This is a genomic window from Streptomyces antarcticus, assembly GCF_026627255.1.
GTDB classification, from domain to species: domain Bacteria; phylum Actinomycetota; class Actinomycetes; order Streptomycetales; family Streptomycetaceae; genus Streptomyces; species Streptomyces antarcticus.
This window is the reverse complement of record NZ_JAPNLM010000010.1, coordinates 168,820-190,215: the sequence shown is the minus strand read 5'-3', so window position 1 is coordinate 190,215 and position 21,396 is coordinate 168,820. Positions and strand designations below refer to the sequence as shown.

The following is a 21,396-nucleotide window of genomic DNA, read 5'->3' as shown; positions in this document are numbered from 1 at the left end:
CATGACCCCGCCGCCGCCCCGTCCCTTCGCCCGCGCCGCCGCCACGGGCTTCCGCGCCGTGATCGCGGCGGCGGCCGCGACGGGGATCGTCATCGAGTGCGTCCAGGGCAGCGTGCCCCTGGTGCTGAGCTTCTTCACCATCTGGACGAACATCCTGGTCGCGGCCGTCTTCGGGCTCTCCGCGGCCCGCACCTGGCAGCGGCGGCCGGACGTCGCCCCGCTGTGGCGGGGCGGCGTACTCCTCTTCATCCTGGTCACGGGCCTGGTCTTCCACCTGGTCCTGGCCAACCCGTCGAGCCCCTTCAACGTGGTTGCGGAGCTCTCCGAGCTCTCCGGCGCCAAGGCCGTCGCGAACCAGCTCCTCCACACGGTCACCCCGATCGGCGCCGTCCTGGACTTCCTCCTCCTGACGGCCCCGCGCACCCTGCGCCCCCGCCACGCCCTCCAGTGGCTGGCCTACCCCCTGGCGTACGTGACCTTCGCCCTGGTCCGCGGCGCCCTGCTGGCCCCCGGCACCAAGGGCCGCTACCCGTACCCGTTCGTCGACGTGGCCCAGTACGGCTACGCCCGCGTCGCGCTGAACGCCGCCGTACTGGGCCTCGCCTTCTACGCTCTCGGGCTCGCGCTGGTGGCGGCGGACCGCTTCCGCCGGGCATCACCGCTGACTCCGGACGCGGGCCCCGTAAACCGGATTTCGTCTCCGGCCGGAGGTCCGCTAAAGTAATCGATGTCGCCAGGACAGCACACGCTGCCAAGGCGACGATCGGGGTGTAGCGCAGCTTGGCAGCGCGCTTCGTTCGGGACGAAGAGGTCGTGGGTTCAAATCCCGCCACCCCGACTTCGTAAGACCAGGTCAGGGGCCTGATCCACTCAGTGGATCAGGCCCCTGTTTGGCGTTTGCCCCTGTCTTGGGAGCCATCGGGGAGCCGACCTCCGAATCCGGCTCCCCTCATCGAGGCCTGAGTGTCGGTACCTGCCGCTACCGTCGCTGAAGACAGTTCCCTCTCGACCGTGAGTGGTGAGCAAGACATGGCAGACCGAGTGGGCGAGGACGGCACAGATCCTCGCAAGGTGTTCGTGATCCACGGACGAAACGAGCTCGCTCGCAAGGGGCTCTTCGAGTTCCTGCGCGCCATCGGCCTCGATCCAATCGAGTGGTCCGAGGCCATTCAGATGACCGGCAAGGGCTCCCCGTACATCGGCGAGGTCCTCGACACGGCGTTCAGCAGTGCACAAGCAGTGGTCGTCCTGCAGACGCCCGATGACGTCACCTACCTCCACGAGAGTCTGACGTACGCCGGCGATCCCGAGTGCAACCCACAGATGCAGCCCCGGCCGAATGTCCTGTTCGAGGCAGGGATGGCCATGGGCCGCGACGAGAACCGCACCGTGATCGTGGAACTCGGGCAGGTGAAGGTCTTCAGTGACATTCACGGCAGACACGTGATCCGCCTCGACGGCTCCGTGCGCAAGCGGCAGGATCTCGCGATGCGCCTACAGACTGCCGGGTGTGCCGTGCGACTGACCGGTACAGATTGGCACGACGCGGGCGACCTCACCCCTCCTGTCACCCCGGGCGGCGGGCTCCCCCTGGGCCGGAAGCTACCGTCGTCACAGGCAGCGGGTATGCCCCGGCTCAGCGCTCGGTACGTCGACAATGGCCCCAAGAAGATGGGGGCCGTACAGATCACCAATCACGGCCCCGGCGACGTCTACGACCTGGACGTACGGGCTGACGCAGGGGAGGAGCTCATCACTCGCAGCCAGGCCGACTTCCCGGTCCCCAAGCTGCCGGCTGGGAAGTCCGTTCGGTTGCTCACCTCTCGCTCCCTGGGGTGGTCCGGAGCAAGCTCGTACTTCAACGTTGTCCTGTCGGGCAAGACCGTCGACGGTGTGCCGATCGAGGTCGAAGAGTTCGTGGATGGGGCGTGACGTGGAGATCCCAATGAGTCTGCCTCTCGACAACGACGGCTTTTTGCGCCGGGAATGCCCGCACTGCGTTGATCAGTTCAAGTGGCACCACGGGCCGGCGAATGCGGAGGCCGAGCAGCAGCCGTCGCCAACTACCTACTACTGCCCTCTGTGCGGGCAGCCAGCGGGGCCGGACTCCTGGTGGACGCGGGAACAGATCGACTATGCCGGGGGCCTGATGGCTCCAGTCGCAGCACGGATGGTGGAGCAGGAGCTGAAGGCCACCCTCAAGCAGGCACGCAGCAAGTACGTGAAGGTCGATCTCAGGGGCAGTGTGGATACCCCGGAGACGCCTTCGCCACTCATCGAGCCCGACGACATGGTCATCGTGGCCTCCCCTTGCCACTCGTACGAGCCGGTGAAGGTACCCGATGACACGTCGGGCCCGTATCACTGCCTCGTATGCGGTCAAGCCTTCGCCGTCTGATCCCAGACGGTACAAACAGAAGTTACGGTAGGCGTCGGCGCCCCATCCCGCGGTGATCTCGTGCGGTGGGGGCACCGGCATCGCCCACGACCCGACTTAGAAGTCGGCCCTACCCCGTCCGTGATCTACCGGAAGCAGCTGCCCCGGGGCACGGTCCGCACGTAGGCTCGGCGCGAGAGCGCCTGGACGGCGGACTGGGGCAGGGGGACAGCGTGGATCATCTCTTCACCGTCGAAGGGGCCTTGGCCGTACCCATAGCACCGACCGCGCTCGCAGCGGAGGGGCTCCTCGAACGACAGCACCTCCAGGAGTGGGTGATCGCGCACCCTCAGGTTCTCGGAGAGTCGGTGCTCGTGATCACCTCCGAGTTCGATCGGTGGGCCGACACGGACGGGGTGCCGGCGCGCGACCGCTTGGACGTCCTGGGCCTGGATGCCACCGGGCGGCTCGTGGTGGTCGAGCTGAAGCGGGGTACCGCCGACCGCGACGTCCACCTCCAGGCGATCACCTATGCCGCCCTGGTGTCCCGGTTCGACCTCGACACACTGGCCCAAGCGCACCGCGACTTCCGGAAGGTGCGGGGCGAGAGCCTCGAACTCGACACGTGCCGCCAGCGCCTCCTGGACCACGTGGACGGGGACTGGAGCCCTGAACTGCTCCAGCGCCCCAGGCAGGTGATCATCGCCGGCGACTTCCCCAAGCAGGTCACCCACACCGTGGTGTGGCTGTCGGAGATGAACCTCGACATCGACCTCATCCAGGTGGGCCTGTGGAAGGTGAAGGACGAGCTCGTCGCCAGCTTCACCAAGGTCTATCCCACCCCGGAGGTGGAGGAGTTCACTCTCGCTCCGGCCAGGATCGAGGCCAAGGCCGCGGCCCAGAAGCTGGAGGAACGTTCGCGGGCCCAGAACGCCGTGCACGTTATCGTCGGCGCCGGGCTGATCCCGGATGGGGCCCTGCTCCGGCTGACGCCGAGGCACGGAGTGACCGAAGGCATCCGCGAGGACATCCTGGCCTGGGTCGGTGAGGACAGCAGCCGAGCGAGTGTCACGTGGAACAACAACACTGCCAAGCCGCTGACGTGGAAGAGCGACGGCAAGCCGTACACCCCGACCGGACTGGCCAACCACATCTTCACCAGCGTGACCGGCCGCAAAGCCGACGGCATACAGGGAACCACCTGGTGGGACATCGACACCGCCCACGTCCCGGACACCGTCGACCCCGACGAATGGGCAGCACTGGCCGGCACCAACCTCGCTGGCCTGGCCAAGCAGTTCAACGGCACCAGCAAGGACTGGACGGGCCTGCACACCCTCCTGAACGCCGTCCCCGCCGGACGGTGGACGACCTACGGGGACGTGGCGGCCGTGATCAGCAGCCACGCCGTCCCGGTCGGCACCCACCTGGCAACCTGCGGCCAGTGCCCCAATGCCTGGCGGGTCCTCAACGCGGCGGGCCGCGTCAGCCCCGGCTTCCGCTGGAGCGACCCCACCCGCACAGACTCCCCCGCCGACATCCTGGCGGCCGAGGGCGTCCGTTTCGATGCAGGGGCAGCGGATCCGACTGCGCGCCTGTCCGTGGAAGCCCTGAAGACCCTCCCTGGCGACTGACCTCGAACTGCCGTAGAGGCCGGCCGGGAACCAGCCCCCGGAAAGCCCACCGCACAGCTTGTGCCCACCGGATCGCTGACGGTACGACGATCACATGCACCGTTGGACACCGCTCAACGATCGCCAACTTGCCCTCCTCACACGCATCGGGGAGGGAAGCGACCCGGTCACGTCAGAATTCCCGGAGCTCGCCCTTACTGCGCGTGCCCTGAAGGAACGGGGCCTCATCGCCATGCCGAAGGAGGGCGGACGGTGGCAGGCGGAGATCTCCGATGCTGGGCGCTTCTACCTCCAGCACGGCCATCACCCGGACCGGCCTGCACCCGCACCTCGAAGGTCCCGCACGACAGCGGCCGCCACCGCGGCGACCCAGGAGCCTGAGCCTCCCGAGCCCAAGAACCCAGCCGAACCGAAACCTCGTGTTCAGCGTGCGCCCAAGGTTCCACAGCCCTCCCCCGCCGATATCGGGGCGGCCTTGATCGCGGAAGTGCAGCAGGCTGGGCGTTTCCTGCGCATCCCGGATCCGGGTGAGGCGGAGCGGGCCCGGTACCGACGGGCCTTCGATGCGGCAAGGCAGTATCCCCCGGCCGGATACCACCTGAAGTACACCGGGCGGGCCAAGGGAGACATCAGCTTCGGGCTGCTCCGGTTGAACGGCGAGGACGACACCGAGTGGAACCGCATCAGGCTCGCACGCAGCAGGACGCTGACCGACGTCGACGATGTGATCGCGGCGGTCGAGAAGGACCACAGCGCCTTCGAAGTCTCGGAGGAGGTACTCCCCCGGGTTCTGTCTCTGCTCCGGCTGTTCGCCGAGCGCGCCTTCGCCCTCCATGGCGAGATCACTGTCTCCAGGAAGCGCAAGCAGCCGAGGCCACTGCTCACCGTCCATGGCATCACGTGCGAGATCAGCTTCCGTGAGCGACAGAGGCAGGTCCCGTACGTACCCAAGCAGCCGGGCCGGCGCACCTATGACTGGCAGCGGGTGACGCCGGCGCACCGGTTCGAGCCTTCCGGGGAGCTCGAGTTGCGCCTGGGCATCAAAAGGGAGTGGGCCGACGCCAACGAGAGGCCGCTGGAAGACCAGATCGATGAGGTCTTCAAGGTACTGAAGACACGTGGGCAGGAGCAGGAGCGGGCCAGGCTGAAGTACGAGGCGGAGCAGCGCCGCCTGCGGGAGGAGCGCGACGCGGAACAGCATCGGCTGCAGGAGGAGCGTGCGAGGCAGGAGGCCGACCGCCAACGGGTGGAAGCGGAGAAGCAGCAGCGGACACAGGAGAAGTGGGAGACCGCGGTCAGCGTGGCTTCGATCAAGGCGGTCGACGCGGCGCGGGCCGAGCAGTTCGGGACGGCTCTGGACCAGTGGCGAGCGGTCGGCGAGATCCGGGCGTTCTGCGACGTACTGGACGAGGCCGCTTCCCAGGCGGATGACCCTGCAGAGGCAGAGAGCCTTCGGGAGTGGTCGGCCTGGGGACGGTCAGAGGCAGCCCGGCTCGATCCCATCCTGAGCCGCAAGGGGCTACGCGGGCGGAACTTCCACGCGGAGCCGACGGGTGACCAGCTTCGTCCGTTCCTAGACGGCTGGCACCCGCACCGTCCCAAGAAGGAGAAGCCGCCGTCGCCGCCCGCTCCGGCCCAGCCCGAGGCACGGCCGGAGTCGGAGCGCTCACGCGCGTTCAGCGACGAACGTCTGGACCAAGGCTGGAGATATGGACGCCCAGGTCGCGCTCAATGGTGGAGGCGATGACACCGTGGCCCCGGTCGCGGAGCGCCTTCACGGCCCGCTCGACCAGTTCCCCGAGTCGCAGCACCTCCGACCTCAGGGCCACCAGTTCGTCGTGGCGCTCTGCCTTCTCCTGTCCGCACCACTCCCGCACCGTGCGCAGGGCTTCCTTCTCCGCGTCCAGCCTTCGGTCGTCCCGACGCTGGTGGCCGTACCAGGAAGATCGGTCGCGCTCCTCTTCTATGGCTCGCTGCCGCCGGTCGACCTCGGGCAGGATCTCCTCGGCCAGCCGCTGGGCGACCTGGCGTGCTATCCGCTCGGTGATCGGCCAGCCCACAAGGGAGCAGCCTTTGCGGTCCTCGTGGACCATGGGGTCATCACGTAGTCGGGCAGCCTCCATGCCGACGAGGGGCGCGGTCTCGTCGAGATGCCCGAGCTCCAAGACGCCCGCGTCGGCCACCGCCTTCCGCAGACGTAGCCGGCCCTTGGGCCGGACGAAGCCCAGGATCATCCGGGCCGCCTCGAATTCAGCGCTCCCCCGCACTGCCCTCGATGCCTCGGCCAGGGCCAGTTCCGCCGCGTCGTCCGCCCGGAAGAGTTCGACGTCAGGCCAGAGGGCGACCAGGCAGCTGGGGCTCACCCACTCCTGCAGGCCGGCTGCGTCACCTTCCAGGAACCGCACGTGGACGCTCCCGGACCTGCCTGAGCCGCCCACCCTGACGATCTCCACCGGGCGGAGTGCACCGCCCAGTTCCTTGGGCCTTGGTCGATAGGCCCAATGCTCCCCGATCTCCATTCCTCCATTGAGCCAGGTCACCGGCGGCGCCGGATGCCGAACGCCGGATCGGGTGCCTGTCCGGTTTCCGCCGTTCGATCGGAAGCGGTCTGGGAGAAGATCGTTGTCAGCGTTCTACCGAAGGGGACTACCGCACATGACCGACCACCAGGACCGGACCTGCGGGCGACCTACCCGCTCGGGGAGTCCGTGCAAGATCCGGATATCGGGTTCGGACGTGGCGTGCGGCACGCACGCCACGGAGCAGGACAAAGCCGTGGCCGAGGCACATCGGCGCGGGTGGAGCGAGGGCTACAGGTCGGGCAGCGAGAGCAGCACGAGCTTCTCCAAGTCCCGGGTCGAACGGCTGGAACATCGCGTCAAGGAACTTGAGGAGCAACTGGACGCCACGAGGCGCGTCTACCAGGTCGACGGCCACCAGGTCGTAGAGGTCGGCAGGTACAGCTACCGCTGGCGTGGGAGCGAGCCGCTCGAAGTCGGCGATCGGGTGCTGCTGCCAGAGAACTACGTGAGCCGTATGAAGGACGGCCCGGGCCCTACCGCAGGCGTGGTGAGCAAGCTCGGCACCACCTACCGTGGCCAGCTGTCCGACATCGTCAGGCGCGCTCCGGCGACGGGCAAGTAGATCGGGATTCGGCTTCGACTGTAGAGGCCCTCGCCGATGGGCAGACCCGGCCTCCCTCGGGAGGGCCGGGCCTGCATATTCGCAGCGGTAGACCTGTCAGCGACTACACGTCGTTCACAGAAGCCGGTCGAGAGCAGCGACAGGGGATCTCGGGCCCATCTCACGGCGGGCGGCGAGCGCTGTCTCCCACTGTTGGGTGAGGCCGGCCATGAGGCGCCGCCGCATGCCGGGCGTGACGTGGGCGTAGCGGGCGGAGACCGAGCCGTCGATGTGGCCCATGCGCTCGTCCATGAGGACCTTCTCCGTGCCGAGGTCCTCCATGTGGGTGCGGTGGGAATGGCGCAGGCCGTGCGGGGTGAGGCCCCTGGCGATGGCCGTCCAGCAAGCGTCGGCGCGACCCTGGGCGTTGCGACCCCGGACCGGTATGCCCGGGAACGGGTCTCCGAGGAGCGGAACGGGACGGGACTCCTGCGGCGCCTTCTTCGGGTACCAGCCCGTCGTCGCCGGGTGGAAGAGCCAGGTGGCGAAGCCGTTGCGGCGCCAGTGGGCGGCGTGTTCCGTGGGTGCGCCGCCGCGTACGAAGCCCAGCTCGGTGATGGCGAGTTCGACCCGGGTGCGAGTGGCCTCGCGCACGCGGTCGGGGTGGTTCAGGACGTTGGACACCGTGCCCGTGGAGACGCCAGCGCGGCGGGCTACGTCGACCAGCTTCGCGCCCTGGTGTCCTCCGGTACGGGCGGTGCCCTGGCCTTGGAAGACGTACGTCCTGCCATGGCACGGGCACGGCTTGGGCTTGGTACGGGCGACGTGGTCGGCCACGAGGGCCGAGAGCCAGTCGGGGGCGTCGATGGTGCGGTAGCTGTCGTCCTTGGGCGGGCAGCGGACCATCACACCCGAGTCGAGCTCGTACAGCTGCCACTCGACTCGGACCGAGCCCCGCCGGGCGAACTCGGTTTCCAGGCCGACGACTTCGCCCCAGCGCATGCCGGTGTACGCCTTGAGGATCACCGCGACGAACTCGTCGTCCCGGCCGGACAGCAGGGCAGCCCGCTCCGCGATCAGGAGGGCGCCGAGCGCGTCCGTGACGACCTTCTCCGGACCGCGGTCGGCGGAGCGGCCGGCCCGCTTGCCCCTCCCCCGGCGCTTGGCGGCGGGGTTCGCGTCGATGAGCCCCTCGTCCACGGCGTCGGCGAGGATGAGGTGGAGCGTGGCCCGCCAGGTCTTGACGCTGGAGGCGGCGTAGGAGGCACGTTCCTTCTTCTCCCACAGCGCGACGTCGGTACGGAGAATGCCGGCGAGGGCCTTGTCCTCGAAGTCGGGGAGCAGGTGCTCCTCGATGTGGCGGCGGTAGTTCTGCATGGTGGACGCGGCCAGGTCCTGGGCGTCGTACCAGCGGCTCGCGTACTCGCCGAACGTCTCCTGGCCCAGTGACGGGTCACGTACGTCGCCGCGCCGGAAGCCGATCTCCGCCTCGTCGGCGGCCCGCTTGGCCTCTCTCTTGGTGGCGAACTTGATGGTCGCTCCGGTCGAGTCGACGACCGTGTTGTGCTTTCCGGGCGCCGCCTTGTAACGACCGCGCCAGTAGTTGCTGCGCTTCTCCGCGAAGCCCACTGTTTCCTCCCCTCTTGGTTGCTCGTCAGCTACGCGGTGGTGTCGAAGTCGTCCTGGCGCGCACGGCGGGGTCGACGGGCGCGGAGGCGGGCGGATGGGGCTGCCGTGCGCGACGGCACCGTACGGACGGAGGGTGCGACTGGTTCGGGTGCGATCGCCGGCCGCACTTCGTACAGGCGGATGATCTCCGCGAGGTGTTCAGCGGTGAAGCGGTACGAACGTCCGACCCGGGTGAACGGGATGCGTCCCCGGCTGGCCCGGTCCTTGACCCACCAGGCGGAACAGCCGAGGGCATCGGCTATCTCCTCGGGGCGGAACAGTCGGGGGAGGGCGGAGGAGTCGGAGCAGGCTGCGGCCATGGGCGATTGACGCAAGAAGGATCCTCATCAGGTACGGCGGAGTAGGCCGAGGGTTCGACCGCGGTTCTGGAGTGGACAAATGGCCTGTGCGGAGTGGCCGGCGGCGACACTGGCACGCCGCAGGCCGGGCTCGTGCGGCTACGCGGCGGGCTGGAGCAGCACGAGCGGGGAGACGCCGAGGGCGGCGGCGATCGCGACGAGGTCGTCGACGTCGCAGCGGCGGCGTCGGCGTTCGATGCGGGAAATCGTCGTGACGGTCATGGGGTGGCCCAGCGCGGTGGCACGGGCTGCCAGCTGGCGCTGGGCGACACCGCGGGCGGTGCGGGCTCGCTCGATGGCACGGGCGACCCGATTCCCGGCCGGACCGATTTCCAGAGGTGTTGGGGGCATGCATATTTTGTAACTTGGGATCCCCGGTTTGGGTAACCGGGGATCTGCTGCTACATTCCGCCGCTTTGTTGTCAGGTTCCCTACCCTGCCGCCGAAAAATTGCGAAACATAGCAGCGGATCCCCGGTTGACCAAATAATGGCCCGTCAGGTCCGTCGACTGGAGAGCAGCCCGCAGGCTGCACCCTTCCAACCTGCACAGATGGAGCACCAGGAGGTAACGGCGAGGGTGCGCGGAGACATTGCCGAAGCGTCGCGACTTGCCCTATTCGTCCCGCCGATTTCCCGAGCTATTTGGTCAACCGGGGATTCGGGTCTACCGTTTTTACACACCCACAGGGACATGTTCGCCGTGAGCTGTTTGCTTTCTCGGCGGAATGCTGGACTTGCGCGAACCAATGTGGCTGTCTTGTCCATGCACCCCGAACGCTGATCCCGGGGGACACGGCAAGCCCCGGCACTCCAAGGCCAGGCAGCGAAGCTGCCAGCACCAACGCCCGCAGGCCGCAACCGTCACACCGCACCCTCCCCTCCCCCACCCGAAGCGGGTTACCCCCTGCCCGCCCACACCAAGGAGCCGCCACCCGATGAGTCACGACGCCCGCGCATGGGTGTGGGACCACAGCCGCAGCAAGGGCACCGCCCGCATGATCCTCGTGCTGATCGCCGACCGATGCGTCGATGGCCGCTGCATCGCGTACGCCTCGGTCTCCGCCCTCATGAAGCGGGCCAACGCGTCCCGCAGCGCCGTGCGGGACGCCCTCGACAAGCTGATCGCCAGCGGCGAGCTGGCGTGGATCGAGGATCGCAAGGGCCCTCGCGGCGAGAGGTACTACCACCTCCCCGACGCGGCTCGGTTCCTCGCCGAGCAGGCCACCGCGAGGGACCGGGATCCGGCCCCCACCGGGCCGGAATCCAGCCCGTCGAAGCCACTTGCAGAGGGGCCGGAATCCGGCCCCGGGGACCGGAATCCAACCCCTGGGGGGGACCGGATTCCAGCCCGGCTGGGGGCCGGAATCCGACCCCCAGAACAGTAGAGAACTAAAGATGAACGGTAGTAAGAGCAGCAGCTCCCCGCTCATCCCCGCCGCCCAGTGGCACATCGACGACGCCACCGAGACGTGGCTGCGGCAACAGGGCCACCTCGGCCGGCTCGGCGAGCACGCCCTGCGAGCGGCTGACGAGAAGTGGCGGAACTACCGGGCGGTCTGGGGACCGCGCAACGCCGCTGCCTGGTCCGCCGACTGGCGCGAGTGGATCACCCGCGAACACACTCCTGCTCCTGGCCGCCCGCACCTGCGCTCCCTGCCAGGCGGCGCCTCCTCCGGTCCTGCGACCGGAAGGACCCGCGCCGAACAGCACACCAGCGCCCTGCTCGATGCCCTCACCGAGCTCGAAGCCCATGACACCCCTACCGGAACGGAATAACTACCCTGGACCTCCGAGAGATCGCCCTCCTGCTCGCCTACGTCGGACGCCTCGACACCCGCACCGCCCACACCGACAGCGGCACTGCCCGTGACCAGATCGCCCAGTGGCACGAGATCCTGGCCGACGTTCCCTTCACCGCCCACGGCTGGGACGTCCGCGAAGCGGTAACGGCACACACCCGCACCTCCGGATTTCGGATCCTGCCGGTGGACATCGCCCGCCAGTGGGACGCCTACCGCCGCGACCGCCTGGCACGGCACACCGATCCCCTCCCGGTCGCGGATCCGGACGACGTGACCGCATACCTATCCGAACTGCGCGGAAACCGGCGCGCCGTCGCGGTCGGCGAGACAGCACCGTCCACCCTCCACGAGCTCACCGTCGGCCCGCACCCCGACGTCGAGGCCCGCCTGCGCTCCGTCGGATCCGTAATCCCTCCAGCGGTACGCGCCCAGCTCGCGCCCTACCGGTCCGGTCGTGCGGGCCGCGAAGCCGTCACCGCCACGCCTCCCACCCGGCAGTCGGCCCCACCACGCCCGACCACCGGCGTGGCGGGCGGCATCGGCACTCCCTCTTCGGGTCCCGCTCGCTCCACCAGACGCTGAGCCGCCCCCCACTCGTGCCGGTCCGGCCTCTGGGTCGGCCACCCACCGTGCTCCTGGTCTCGTCGCGACGGCCTCGCCCGCCTCCGGCGCAGCCTCCCCGCCTCATCGCCATCACCACACCGCCCGCCCGCGCCCCTGCATGGCGCGGGCGAGTCTCCGGAGACCCCTGCATGACACCACTCGCCCTGCCCGCACTCGGGCACTGGAACGCCACGTCCCTCACTCTCATCGCCCTCGCACTGACCTGCTCCGCGCTGCTGATCAAGCGGCTGGCGCAGCAACGCGCACGTCGAAACGGCGGCATCCGCAAGCCTGCGTCGCCCGCCGTCACCATCGCCGCGCTGGCCGCGGTCGGCTGCACCGCGTACAGCGCCGACACCAGCTGGCGGTTCGCCGCCGACTACCTGGACATGAGCGGCACGGCCGAACGCGCCGCCATGTTCGCCGCCGCGGAGTTCGCCCTGTTCGCCACGGCGCTGCTGGCACGGCAGAACCTCCACGGCCCCAAGCAGGCACCCGGCTTGCCGGGCACCCTAACCTGGGTGATCACCACCGTGCAGGTGATCCCCGCGTACGCCGAGTCCGGCCTGGTCGGCGGCACCGTGCGAGCCTTCGTGGGCCCGGTCCTCGCCGCACTGCTCTGGCACCAGGCCATGGGCATCGAGCTACGCCTCCACAAGCCGGAAGCCTCCTCCCACAGCATCCTCGCCCGGACCGGCCGCGAGATACGTGAACGCCTGCTCTCCCGCCTGGGCATCGCCGAACGCGATCGCGACGCGGCACAGATCACCCGCGACCGCGCCACCCGAAAGGCCGTTGCCCTGGCCGCACGCCTCGCCGAGCGCACCCCCAAGCAGCGCAGCGGGTGGCGCGGCCGGCGCATTGCACGGCGGTTGTCACGGGCCGTCGCCCAAGCCGCGGTAGGCATCGACGATCGCCAGCTCCGCGACCTGCTCCAGCAGCTCGCGGCCCGGCGCCACGCAGTAGCGCTGGCGACCATCGAGCTGCCTTCGCCCTGGACCGAGTCCAGCCCTGACCGGAACGTCGCGCCCTCCTGCGAGCCGAGGAGTTCACCCAGCCGATCGGGCATCGACAACAGCACGGAAGAAGAGGAAGCCAGGAAACACCCCGATCCCGACGCTCACCCCGAAGGCTCGCCGCCTACATCTGTGCAGCCCCACCTGCCCCTGCACGAAACGATCCCTGCCCCCGACGGCATGGAGCCGTCCACTGAGAAGGGCGGTCCTACGACGCAACGCTACGGTCGCCCTCCCGGCGCCGAAATGGACGAGTTGCTCGTCATCGGCCGCCAGGCCATAGCAGTGCACGGAAAGCCCACTCGAGCTGTCTTGCGGGACGCCGTGCACGCTGCCGGGCTCCCCATCGCCGAGCACCGGCTCACCGAGCTCAGGGCACTGCTGCTCATGGAACAGGGCAGCGGTACCAGCGCTACCAGCGACTGACCGGATCTCCGGTCAGTCGCGAAACACCGGAACGGGGACTACGGATCAGCGGCTCCAGCTGGTCCGTAGTCGTTCTACTCGCCCGACCGCGCAAGCAGTGGCCCGGCCCGCCTTCCCTCCTCCCGAACGCCGCGAGGCGAGGCCGCCGCCAAACTGCTCGCCCACCTCACCCAATCCACCTCCACACAAGGAGCTTCTTCCATCCACGATCAGCCCGCCATAGCCACCCACCACGCACAGCAGCAATCAGCCCCCACCCCAGCCACCGACCGGGGAGCCAGTAGTACCCCGAGTCCGACTCACGGCCGGTCTTCGGGGATCTCCGCCCCGGGGGTGGCGGAGACGGCCCAGCGCCAGGGGGCGCCGGACCGTGAGGTCGGGTCCGAGGGCGGCCCCGACCAGGGCACGCTCCACGCTGTCCAGCGCGACATCCTCCACGCCGAACGCAACGCCGAGCTCACCGCCGGCGGAGAGCCGACGGTTAAGAGCGCCCAGCCCACGATCCGCCGCTTCACCGGCAACAAGCGCGGCGACCGCGTCGGCCCCCTGCGCTTCACCGACGACGAACGCCCCCGCCTCCAGGAAGCAGCAGCCGAGCACGGCTACAAAGGCGAATCCGGCTTCGCCGCCGACATCGTCCTCGCCTTCATCAACGGCCGGTTCACCGCCAACCTGCCACTGTCCGAGGACCGGCGCCGCACGCACGTCTTCCGCGCCCAGGTCCTACGCCAGTGCAACCGCATCGGCGTCAACATCAACCAGATCGCCCGCGCCCTGAACAGCGATCTCACCCCGCCCGACATACGCCAGCGCCTCGACGAACTCCACGACCTGCTCACCCTGATCGCCGAGACCCTGCGCCAGCCCGCCAACCCGCAGGAGGTCCGACAGCCGTGATCGCAGCCATCAAGCCTTCCGGCGCCAACACCCGCGGACTGCTCGCCTACCTCTACGGCCCCGGCCGACACGACGAGCACACCGACCCGCACATCGTGGCCGGCTTTGCCATGCTCGCCATGCCCGACCCCGGCCGCGACGAGAACGCCACCCTCACCCAGCTCGCCCGCTACCTCGACGAACCCATCCGGCTCCGCAACAGCGAGTTCGGCAAGAAGATCACCGACCACGTCTGGCACTGCCCCGTCCGCGCAGCCCCCGAAGACCGCCACCTCTCCGACGCCGAGTGGGGCGAGATCGCCCAGCGCATCGTCGCCGCAGCAGGCATCGCCCCCGAAGGCGACGACCTGGCCTGCCGCTGGATCGCCGTACGGCATGCCGACGACCACATCCACATCCTCGCCACCACCGTCCGCGAGGACGGCCGCCGCCCCAAGCTCCACGACAGCGGCATCCGCGTCGGCGACGCATGCCGCCAGATCGAGAAGGACTACGGCCTGCGCCGCCTGAAGAAGGGCGACCGCACCGGCACCCGCGCCCCCACCCCGGCCGAGATGCACAAGGCCGAACGCCTCGGCTGGGAGCAGACCAGCCGCGAATGGCTCCAGGACCGCATCCGCGCCGCCATCCCCCACGCCCGCACCGCCGAGGAACTCCTCGCCTACCTCGAAGCCGACGGCATCGCGGTCAAGGCCCGGCGCGGCCCCTCCGGAGACCTCCTCGGCTACGCCGCAGGCCGCCCCGGTGACCTCAACAAGGACGGCGAACAGGTCTTCCACCCCGGCGGGAAGATCGCCCCCGACCTCACCCTCCCCAAACTCCGCGACCGCCTCGAAGGCGGCCAGCCCGAAGAACACCCCACCGCCCGCCGCCACCAGCCCGCCACAGCCTGGCACCAGGCCACCGAAGCCCTCGATACCTTCCGCACCGACCTCACCGACGACACCCACGCCCAGGCCCACATCACTGCCCTCGGCGAACTCCTTGAAGCCACCGCCCAGAACGTCCCCACCCACCTACGCGCCGAACTCCAGGCGGCATCGAGGGCGTTCGCACGCGCCCAGCGCTCCCAGATCCGGGCGGAAGACCGCGCCGCCCACGCCATCCGCAACGCGGCCCGCGACATCGTCCACACCGCCACAGGCCCCGACGGCAGCGCCCTCGCCGCCCTAATCGCCGCTCTCCTGTGGGCCGGGATCATCGCCGGCCGCTGGCACGAGACCAAGGGCCACGCCCACCAGGCCGATGCCGCCCGCCAAGCCCTCCACCACCTGCAGGCAGCCGCCGAGCAAGCCCTCACACCGACGCTCGTCGTACTCGAACAGCGTCAGCCGAGGGAGGAAGCCCGCCGGACCCTCGCCCGCGACGTACGCGCCGCTGTCCCCGACCAGGCCGACCGCATCCTGATCGACCCCAGCTGGCCCGCCCTCGCCGCCCTCCTGGCCGACGCGGAGGCCCGAGGCCACCAACCCCAGCAACTGCTGAAGGAAGCCGCAGCCCAGCGAGAACTCGGCACAGCCCGCCAACCCGCCCGCGTCCTGATCACCCGCCTTCAGCACACCGGTCGCAACCCCAGCCCCAGCCCCCGCGCCGAAGCCGCCCGCCGACGCACAACGGCATCGTGGATCGGCCAGCCGGGACACGGCACGCAGCCGCCCGCCGCGCCCGCGACCCCGCCGAACCGTCCCCGACGCTGAGCTCCAAGCGCCCTGCTCGGAGCCCCGTTCTCCACCCTCCGCCAGCCGGGGCTCTCCATACAGGACAGCCGACCAGCCAACGTGGTGGACCGCTACCAGGGCGATAGCCGGGACGAGGCGCACATGCGAAGCCGCTCGTGCGCGCACGACGACAGGGCTGACAGATATAGCCGACGATCCCCGGTCAGCCAAACCGGGGATTCTCCAGACCATGGATACACCTACCCACCCCCTTCCTTAGGAAGCACCTCCATGCCCGCAGTCACCCCTCGCCCTCACGTCATGGCCCTGCTGTTCGACACAGACTTCAAGCGCCCGGCGGATTCCCTCGTCTTCCGCCGCCTCGACGGACGCCTCTTCACCGAGGAGGAGCAGGCCATCGTCCGCAACGCCACCATCGAAGAACTCCAGGCCGCAGGCGTCCACGTCGACAACCCCGAAGCCCAAGCGGAGGCAGAGGCAGCCGCGACCACACTGGCAGAGCTCCTGCTCGAGTACGCCGTCAAGCACCACCGAACCCTCGCCGCTCTCATGACCGACGAAGACCTCATCGAGTACGACCGATTGGGCGTCATCGTCGCTGCGGGAGCCGACAGGTTCCTCCCGCACGACTGAGCACAAGGGCAGGACACCCAAACAGGGGCCTCGGACGGCGGCTGGGAGAACCTCCCGGCCGCCGTCCGCACTGCTCAGTGCAGCCCGAGCATGTTGCGACATCGGCGCCTGCGCCCCAGGCATCTCCTCGCGACCGCACCTGTCCGACAAGCGCACTGTGCCTCCGGTGTTCCATCCGGCGGTAGCCGAGGTACGGAAGAGAGATTCGGGAAGGACGAGGGAGGAGCCGTCCTGCTGCTGGCACTGTTCGAGGAGTGCGGTCGATGGGCAGGCTGGAGTCGTTGAGGGTGGCGACGAGCTAGCCGTCAGCCCTCCGTACCTACGCCTCCCGCAAGCCAGCAACACCAACACCACCGATAGCCACGGTCGTAGCCGTCGGGAGCGGCTTCACAGTGCACTCCGGCGGTTCGCGGAGGCACAGCCAATCAGAGTGAGCACCCGATCGGCTTTGACCGAACCCCAGTAGTCGAGCGACCAACGCGCGCAAGTCTTGTCATTGGGCGAAAGGGAACAGGCTCTTCCCCTGCTGCCCCATCCTCCGCGGTTACGGTGCCGCCCATGCGCGAGGTCGAATACAAGAGCCACGGCGTCCCACTCGAGGACTACCAGCTGACGCGACGTGACCACCAATGGCAGAAGGAGCTGGAGGGGATCTGCGACCTTGCCAGTCGACGCGTCGATGAACACATGGCCGAGGTGCGAGCGAACCCCGAAATGGCGGAGCGCCAGCGGGAGCACTTGGAGGAGGTCTGCAGGCTGATGCTGTCCTTCAAGACACCGGAATTCATGATCATACGGTGGCGGGTTCGGCTCTACTGCGGGCACATCGCCGAGACCTCGCGTCACAGCGAGAACGCCAAACCCAGCCGCAAGATTCGCTGCCCGGAATGCGGGAAGAATCCCTCGACGATCGTGGCCTTCGAGCCTCTAGGACTCGCCGGCGAACCACCCACCCCATCGAAGGCAGAACTGCCTGCGCCGGCAAGACGCACTCGGGCTGATCTAGAACGCCGCGTGGCTGCGCTGGAGAAGGAGAATCAACTCCTGCGGACGGAACGAGGTAGGGGCTGACAGGCCTCCGGTCACCCGATCACGGCGTCGAGGTGCTGTTGCACCGGCTCGAAGATTCCGTACGGGACGTAGCGCGGGATCTCCGCGAGGGTTGCCCAGGCGACCTCGGCTATCTCGTCAGCGTCCGCAACGTGCGCCGTTCCTCCCACCACCGCGCACGCTGTGTATGACATCAGCCGACCGGTGACGGGGTGGACGCGCTCACCTAGCAGCGTCACCGCGGTTACATCCAGGCCGGTCTCCTCCTTCGTCTCCCGCACAGCGGCAGCTTGCCCCGTTTCACCAGCCTCGACCTTGCCTGCCGGGAACTGCCAGGAGAGTCGTCCCTCCGCCACGCGGCGTCGCACCAGCAGCACCTGCCCTTCGTGGACGACCACGGCAGCGGCGACGGCTTGCTGCTGGACTTCGTCCGGGGAGAGGACTGGTCGCTGCTCACTCACCCTGGCTCCGTAGGTGGGACAAGACGTCGGTGAGCTCTAGGTCGTATCGGTCCTTGTCTCCTTCCCAGCGCGACATCACCGCCACCGCGGCCTCGGCCATGTCTGCTGGTAGACCCGCCGCGCGGAGGGTCTCAGCGATGTCCTCCATCTCCGGTGCCCACCGCCAGGCTCGTGCGGCCACGCTGGGCAAGTATCCGGGGTCAGCGAGGATGTTGGACGCCATCACCTGCGCTTCGGCTGTGAGCTCGTCGCCGACGCCATGAACATCTGCCAGCGCGTGGGCCACGCCAGCGAGGGTTCGGGCGGCCTTCTGGTAGCTGGCGAACGCCATCTTCAGTGCGGAGGCGGAGCCGACGCCGCCGCTCGCGCGGCGGACGTGCAACGCGGTGTCCTTGAACACAGGCTGCACCGTGTCCACGGCCTCGGCTTCGCCGGCGAGGTAGAGGCGAGCAGTCCGCTGGCCACCGGGCGGCGGTCCAAAGATCGCCCCGTCGAGGACCGTGGCGCCCGGCCTGATCTCCTCCGCGATTCGCTGCATGCGCTGGGGGTTGATCGCGTTGGCGTCTACGTACACGCCGGCGAAGGCGTAGCCGGCGACGGTGGTCGCCACGTCTTCGGCGGCCTGCGGCGGACAGATCGACAGGACGATCTCGCTGCGTTCCAGCGCCTCGCCCAGCGAGTCACACGCGGTGGCCCCGGCTTCCTTCGCGCGCCGGTGGGTTGCGTCGCTGCGGACTTCCGGCACCCACAGCACCTCGTGGCCTGCCTTGACGGCCTGGGCGGCGACGGCCGCGCCCATGGCGCCGGGGTGCAAGAGGGTCACGGTCGTCACTGGCTGCCTCCTGGCGGGAGCTGAGCGGGAATGCGTTCCTGATGAGCAATGATCACCTCACGAAGGCCGATCGCGGCAGGTGATCCGGCCCCAGGGTGCAGCGCGAGCTGACGGCTGAAGTGGCCGATGCGGCGGTCGACGCTCTCGGTGCGACGCCGAGCACTGACCCCGAGGACAGCGTGGATCTGCGTCGCGGCCCCGTCGATATCCCCTCGGCCCAGCCGAGCCATCGCGAGGTCCATGCAGGCCAGGGACATCTCGCCGAGGCGCTGCTGCTCCGGCGGTGCGGACTGGAACATCTCCACCGCTTCGTCGGCGCGGGCCTCGGCGTCGCTGAGGTGCTGGGTGCCGGCCAGCCACAGGTGCGTGCTGCTGGAGTAGAACAGCTGTTTCTCGACAGGGAAGGCCATCATCCCGCCGGGCAGTTCGTCGCCTTCGACGAGACGCTCACGCAAGCGGTCGGCGGCACTCAGGGAGGCCAGGGCATCGCTGCCCCGGTTGAGCTGGCCGTAGGCGCGTGCCTTGATGCTCTCCAGCCGGATCTGCGCCGTGCCGGATTCGGGGGTGAACGCGCTTCCGGAGTCGGCGAGGCGTACGGCATCTACCGGACGTCCGTCCCAGTACGCGATGAGTGCCTGGAGGCCGCGTACCCAGGAGCGCAGTCCGTTGTGGCCGGCGAGCTCGCCGAACAGGAAGGCGGTGCGTGCCTGTGTCTCGGCCGCGTCGTAGCGGCCCAGGTCAAAGCTGGCGTTCGCCAGTACGCCGCACAGGACACCGGCGCCCACGTAGAGGTCGGAGGTGTACCGCGGTGGCTGACGACCTTCGAGGAGTTCGAACGCGCGGTCGCGCAGGGCGCGAACCTCGCGGAACAGGGGCCCGACGGGCCGGTTGGGGTACGTAATGACGAGGCGGCGGATGTCAGCATCCAGCTGCTCCAGCGTGTGCGGTCCCACGTTGCTGCTCTCTGCCCTGGCCGCGAACTGCGCCGACTCATTCGCCGCCGCCATGACCACGTCTTCAAGGCCGTACTCGGATGGATCCACTGCGTTGCGGTCGTCAGCCGCTAGGTGGTGAGGCGAGGCCACCGGCTTGGGCTCCGCAGGTCCGAGGAGTCGGGCGGCCGGGATGCCCGGGAACATGAACTCGAGGACGCGGCGGGCGACGGTCTGCGGGGTCCGGACCTCACCGTGCGCGTACCGGAAGAACTGCCGCTTCTCGATCGTCGCGGTCGCGATCGAGGGTGGCCCCTCCAGCTCGGCTAACTGCTTGGCCGCCTGCTCGTAGCGCCGCTTGAAGACCTGATAGTCCTGCCAGCCCCGCTGGTTGATCAGGGTCTGGAAGAGGGTCGGTCCTGATGGCTCCACAGCCGCTCCCTCATGCCGGGGTCCTTGTCCGGTCTCCACGCTAGACATCAACAGCCGTCGATCGCAGATCTGTTGTCCAGAAATTCCAGACGGACAGCGAATAGACATCGGTTAGGCACGAAAGGGCGGCGTTCGGCGTTGCTCAGGGGCTCGTTCAGGCGGGAGCCGCCGGGAACACTTCGTCTTCGCCCCGGCAAGACGGCGGCCCTGCGAGGCCGAGTATCCGCCGTGGTTACGCAAGTCAGGCAGCCCAGGAGGCCCGCTCATGGCAGCGCACCACCAGCTCGCGTTCACCGTCGCTCACTCGCCAGCCGCCGCGCAGGAGGCACGACACCGCGTCGTCGCCGGCATCCGTTCCTGGGGCATACGGCTCGACGAGGAGGCACTGGACGGAATCGAGCTGGCGGCCGGCGAACTGATCACCAACGCCGTGCGCCACACCAGGTCGGGGCCTGTCACCGTCAGCGTCTACCAGGAGGGGCCGGTGCTCATGGTCGAGGTGCACGACGCCGCAAAGGTCCTGCCGCGGCCCGAGCCCTTGAGCGAGTGCGCCGAGTCCGGGCGCGGTCTGCATCTTGTATCAGTGATCGCCGACCGTCACGGTGCCGATCTGACGGCGACGGGCAAGCGCTGCTGGGCGGAGTTCAATCTGCCCAGCAGCGTGGGTGATCAAAGGGCGGATCAGGGCAGCCGTCGTGATCGGCGTCTCCCCTCTGGCCATGCTCGCGAAATGGCTGATCGGGCGGCAACGAGGGTTCGCGTACCGGTAGCGGGCTCGCCATCGCACACCCGAACGAGGGCCCGGCGTCGGACCGTATCTCGAGCCGCGAGCAGGCCCATTGCGGGCCGACCCATCGACTGAATAACGCCGATCCGAAGGCAAGTTGGGGGCCTAGACTCGTGGGCTTCCCTGCGGCACCGACCGGTCACAGTCGGCCCGGGGATAAGCAGTCCCCGAGCCTCTCCCTGGCCGGGCCCACGAATCAGCATCTGTACCAAGTGGAGGTTTCGCTATGCCCAAGAAGGTCACGAAGGAAAAGGTCCTCGTCTACATCGTGCGCGACGGGCGCCTGCTGGTGTTCCGCCACACCGACTACTCCTACGAGGAGGTCGGCATCCAGGTCCCCGCGGGCAGCATCCGCCCCGGTGAGACCCCGGACGCCGCCGCCCTGCGCGAGGCCCGCGAGGAGACCGGACTGTCGGACTTCAAGCTCGTCCGCAAGCTCGGCGAGACCGAGTACGACATCAGCCCGTACCGGTTCGAGATCCAGCACCGGCACGTCTTCCACCTGGAGCTCACCGAGCCGACCCCGGAGCGGTGGATGAGCCAGGAGGACCACGACGGCGAGCAGGAGCCGACTCACTTCGAGTGCTTCTGGATCCCGCTGGAGGCCGCGCACATTCTCCAGTCCGGCCAGGGCGCCCTGCTGGGGCGTTTGTCCGACTAGCCATTCATCCGGTCACGGCAGCA

Annotated in this window: 22 protein-coding genes, 1 tRNA gene and 1 pseudogene; 17 read left to right on the top strand and 7 right to left on the bottom strand. The window is 68.9% G+C overall.

The genetic code is table 11. The features are described from left to right. Nucleotide 1: 1 nt before the first annotated feature. From OTB16_RS17650 to OTB16_RS17625, 6 genes are all read left to right on the top strand, one after another. Nucleotides 2-724, top strand: coding sequence for a Pr6Pr family membrane protein (locus tag OTB16_RS17650; RefSeq protein ID WP_267721187.1), 723 nt, complete (start codon nucleotides 2-4; stop codon nucleotides 722-724). Between the two features lie 40 nt (nucleotides 725-764). Continuing rightward, nucleotides 765-838, top strand: a tRNA-Pro gene (locus OTB16_RS17645). A 191-nt stretch (nucleotides 839-1,029) separates the two neighbouring features. Beyond that, on the top strand, nucleotides 1,030-1,932 hold the full coding sequence (locus tag OTB16_RS17640) for a nucleotide-binding protein (protein WP_267721186.1): 903 nt from the start codon (nucleotides 1,030-1,032) through the stop codon (nucleotides 1,930-1,932). Between the two features lie 13 nt (nucleotides 1,933-1,945). Then, the gene (locus tag OTB16_RS17635; protein WP_267721185.1) at nucleotides 1,946-2,398 is read left to right on the top strand and encodes a hypothetical protein; all 453 of its coding nucleotides are present in this window, start codon (nucleotides 1,946-1,948) and stop codon (nucleotides 2,396-2,398) included. 212 nt (nucleotides 2,399-2,610) lie between these two features. After that, on the top strand, nucleotides 2,611-4,011 hold the full coding sequence (locus tag OTB16_RS17630) for an MGMT family protein (RefSeq protein WP_267721184.1): 1,401 nt from the start codon (nucleotides 2,611-2,613) through the stop codon (nucleotides 4,009-4,011). 94 nt (nucleotides 4,012-4,105) lie between these two features. Further along, entirely contained in the window at nucleotides 4,106-5,758 is a 1,653-nt protein-coding gene (locus OTB16_RS17625) for a PE-PGRS family protein (protein ID WP_267721183.1), read from the top strand. Here OTB16_RS17625 and OTB16_RS17620 read toward each other — a convergent pair. Then, a complete protein-coding gene (locus tag OTB16_RS17620; RefSeq protein WP_267721182.1) occupies nucleotides 5,688-6,530 on the bottom strand; it encodes a PE-PGRS family protein in 843 nt (280 codons plus the stop codon). The two genes, OTB16_RS17625 and OTB16_RS17620, sit on opposite strands and share 71 nt — an antisense overlap. A 136-nt stretch (nucleotides 6,531-6,666) precedes the next feature. Here OTB16_RS17620 and OTB16_RS17615 point away from each other — a divergent pair, with 136 nt between their 5' ends. Next, nucleotides 6,667-7,155 (top strand): hypothetical protein, encoded by a 489-nt coding sequence (locus tag OTB16_RS17615; RefSeq protein WP_267721181.1) that lies wholly within the window; start codon nucleotides 6,667-6,669, stop codon nucleotides 7,153-7,155. Nucleotides 7,156-7,269: 114 nt separating this feature from the next. Here OTB16_RS17615 and OTB16_RS17610 read toward each other — a convergent pair whose 3' ends face one another. The 3 genes from OTB16_RS17610 to OTB16_RS17600 form a co-directional block, all read right to left on the bottom strand. Then, a complete protein-coding gene (locus tag OTB16_RS17610) occupies nucleotides 7,270-8,763 on the bottom strand; it encodes a LacI family DNA-binding transcriptional regulator (protein WP_267721180.1) in 1,494 nt (497 codons plus the stop codon). 29 nt (nucleotides 8,764-8,792) lie between these two features. Next, nucleotides 8,793-9,122 (bottom strand): helix-turn-helix domain-containing protein, encoded by a 330-nt coding sequence (locus OTB16_RS17605; protein WP_243331338.1) that lies wholly within the window; start codon nucleotides 9,120-9,122, stop codon nucleotides 8,793-8,795. Nucleotides 9,123-9,260: 138 nt separating this feature from the next. Then, a complete protein-coding gene (locus tag OTB16_RS17600; RefSeq protein WP_202200479.1) occupies nucleotides 9,261-9,512 on the bottom strand; it encodes a helix-turn-helix domain-containing protein in 252 nt (83 codons plus the stop codon). A 585-nt stretch (nucleotides 9,513-10,097) separates the two neighbouring features. Between OTB16_RS17600 and OTB16_RS39265 the strand changes: the two genes are divergently transcribed. The 8 genes and pseudogenes from OTB16_RS39265 (at nucleotide 10,098) to OTB16_RS17565 (ending at nucleotide 17,289) form a co-directional block, all read left to right on the top strand. After that, the gene (locus tag OTB16_RS39265; RefSeq protein ID WP_324290842.1) at nucleotides 10,098-10,547 is read left to right on the top strand and encodes a winged helix-turn-helix domain-containing protein; all 450 of its coding nucleotides are present in this window, start codon (nucleotides 10,098-10,100) and stop codon (nucleotides 10,545-10,547) included. Nucleotides 10,548-10,557: 10 nt separating this feature from the next. After that, nucleotides 10,558-10,938 (top strand): hypothetical protein, encoded by a 381-nt coding sequence (locus OTB16_RS39260; protein WP_324290841.1) that lies wholly within the window; start codon nucleotides 10,558-10,560, stop codon nucleotides 10,936-10,938. Between the two features lie 5 nt (nucleotides 10,939-10,943). Further along, nucleotides 10,944-11,444 (top strand): annotated as a pseudogene (locus tag OTB16_RS39600) (zinc finger domain-containing protein); the annotation flags it as partial. A 272-nt stretch (nucleotides 11,445-11,716) separates the two neighbouring features. Further along, nucleotides 11,717-13,009 (top strand): hypothetical protein, encoded by a 1,293-nt coding sequence (locus OTB16_RS17585; RefSeq protein WP_267721179.1) that lies wholly within the window; start codon nucleotides 11,717-11,719, stop codon nucleotides 13,007-13,009. Between the two features lie 333 nt (nucleotides 13,010-13,342). Beyond that, the gene (locus OTB16_RS17580) at nucleotides 13,343-13,906 is read left to right on the top strand and encodes a MobC family plasmid mobilization relaxosome protein (RefSeq protein ID WP_267721178.1); all 564 of its coding nucleotides are present in this window, start codon (nucleotides 13,343-13,345) and stop codon (nucleotides 13,904-13,906) included. Further along, a complete protein-coding gene (locus tag OTB16_RS17575) occupies nucleotides 13,903-15,603 on the top strand; it encodes a relaxase/mobilization nuclease domain-containing protein (RefSeq protein WP_267721177.1) in 1,701 nt (566 codons plus the stop codon). The genes OTB16_RS17580 and OTB16_RS17575 overlap by 4 nt, the downstream gene beginning before the upstream one ends. Nucleotides 15,604-15,855: 252 nt before the next feature. Next, on the top strand, nucleotides 15,856-16,218 hold the full coding sequence (locus OTB16_RS17570) for a hypothetical protein (protein WP_267721176.1): 363 nt from the start codon (nucleotides 15,856-15,858) through the stop codon (nucleotides 16,216-16,218). 558 nt (nucleotides 16,219-16,776) lie between these two features. Beyond that, nucleotides 16,777-17,289 (top strand): hypothetical protein, encoded by a 513-nt coding sequence (locus OTB16_RS17565; protein ID WP_267721175.1) that lies wholly within the window; start codon nucleotides 16,777-16,779, stop codon nucleotides 17,287-17,289. Between the two features lie 11 nt (nucleotides 17,290-17,300). Here OTB16_RS17565 and OTB16_RS17560 read toward each other — a convergent pair whose 3' ends face one another. From OTB16_RS17560 to OTB16_RS17550, 3 genes are read right to left on the bottom strand one after another with little or no spacing between them, the layout of a single operon-like run. Then, nucleotides 17,301-17,729: an NUDIX hydrolase gene (locus OTB16_RS17560; RefSeq protein WP_267721174.1), complete on the bottom strand. Its 429-nt coding sequence runs from the start codon at nucleotides 17,727-17,729 to the stop codon at nucleotides 17,301-17,303. After that, entirely contained in the window at nucleotides 17,722-18,561 is an 840-nt protein-coding gene (locus OTB16_RS17555; protein WP_267721173.1) for an NAD(P)-dependent oxidoreductase, read from the bottom strand. Before OTB16_RS17555 ends, OTB16_RS17560 begins: the two co-directional genes overlap by 8 nt. Next, the gene (locus OTB16_RS17550) at nucleotides 18,558-19,925 is read right to left on the bottom strand and encodes an NsdA family TPR-like regulatory protein (RefSeq protein ID WP_267721172.1); all 1,368 of its coding nucleotides are present in this window, start codon (nucleotides 19,923-19,925) and stop codon (nucleotides 18,558-18,560) included. The genes OTB16_RS17555 and OTB16_RS17550 overlap by 4 nt, the downstream gene beginning before the upstream one ends. A 265-nt stretch (nucleotides 19,926-20,190) precedes the next feature. On the opposite strand from OTB16_RS17550, the gene OTB16_RS17545 reads away from it, so the two are divergent. Further along, complete coding sequence (locus tag OTB16_RS17545) at nucleotides 20,191-20,787, top strand: ATP-binding protein (RefSeq protein WP_267721171.1); 597 nt, start codon at nucleotides 20,191-20,193, stop codon at nucleotides 20,785-20,787. Between the two features lie 151 nt (nucleotides 20,788-20,938). After that, on the top strand, nucleotides 20,939-21,373 hold the full coding sequence (locus tag OTB16_RS17540; RefSeq protein ID WP_267721170.1) for an NUDIX hydrolase: 435 nt from the start codon (nucleotides 20,939-20,941) through the stop codon (nucleotides 21,371-21,373). The last annotated feature ends 23 nt before the right edge of the window (nucleotides 21,374-21,396 follow it).

Bases quoted from the DNA above. Each gene is read 5' to 3' on its own strand.
- OTB16_RS17650 (WP_267721187.1), top strand. From the start codon at position 2: ATGACCCCGCCGCCGCCCCGTCCCTTCGCCCGCGCCGCCGCCACGGGC.
- OTB16_RS17640 (WP_267721186.1), top strand. From the start codon at position 1,030: ATGGCAGACCGAGTGGGCGAGGACGGCACAGATCCTCGCAAGGTGTTC.
- OTB16_RS17635 (WP_267721185.1), top strand. From the start codon at position 1,946: ATGAGTCTGCCTCTCGACAACGACGGCTTTTTGCGCCGGGAATGCCCG.
- OTB16_RS17625 (WP_267721183.1), top strand. From the start codon at position 4,106: ATGCACCGTTGGACACCGCTCAACGATCGCCAACTTGCCCTCCTCACA.
- OTB16_RS17620 (WP_267721182.1), bottom strand. From the start codon at position 6,530: ATGGAGATCGGGGAGCATTGGGCCTATCGACCAAGGCCCAAGGAACTG.
- OTB16_RS17615 (WP_267721181.1), top strand. From the start codon at position 6,667: ATGACCGACCACCAGGACCGGACCTGCGGGCGACCTACCCGCTCGGGG.
- OTB16_RS17605 (WP_243331338.1), bottom strand. From the start codon at position 9,122: ATGGCCGCAGCCTGCTCCGACTCCTCCGCCCTCCCCCGACTGTTCCGC.
- OTB16_RS17600 (WP_202200479.1), bottom strand. From the start codon at position 9,512: ATGCCCCCAACACCTCTGGAAATCGGTCCGGCCGGGAATCGGGTCGCC.
- OTB16_RS39265 (WP_324290842.1), top strand. From the start codon at position 10,098: ATGAGTCACGACGCCCGCGCATGGGTGTGGGACCACAGCCGCAGCAAG.
- OTB16_RS39260 (WP_324290841.1), top strand. From the start codon at position 10,558: ATGAACGGTAGTAAGAGCAGCAGCTCCCCGCTCATCCCCGCCGCCCAG.
- OTB16_RS17585 (WP_267721179.1), top strand. From the start codon at position 11,717: ATGACACCACTCGCCCTGCCCGCACTCGGGCACTGGAACGCCACGTCC.
- OTB16_RS17570 (WP_267721176.1), top strand. From the start codon at position 15,856: ATGCCCGCAGTCACCCCTCGCCCTCACGTCATGGCCCTGCTGTTCGAC.
- OTB16_RS17565 (WP_267721175.1), top strand. From the start codon at position 16,777: ATGCGCGAGGTCGAATACAAGAGCCACGGCGTCCCACTCGAGGACTAC.
- OTB16_RS17545 (WP_267721171.1), top strand. From the start codon at position 20,191: ATGGCAGCGCACCACCAGCTCGCGTTCACCGTCGCTCACTCGCCAGCC.
- OTB16_RS17540 (WP_267721170.1), top strand. From the start codon at position 20,939: ATGCCCAAGAAGGTCACGAAGGAAAAGGTCCTCGTCTACATCGTGCGC.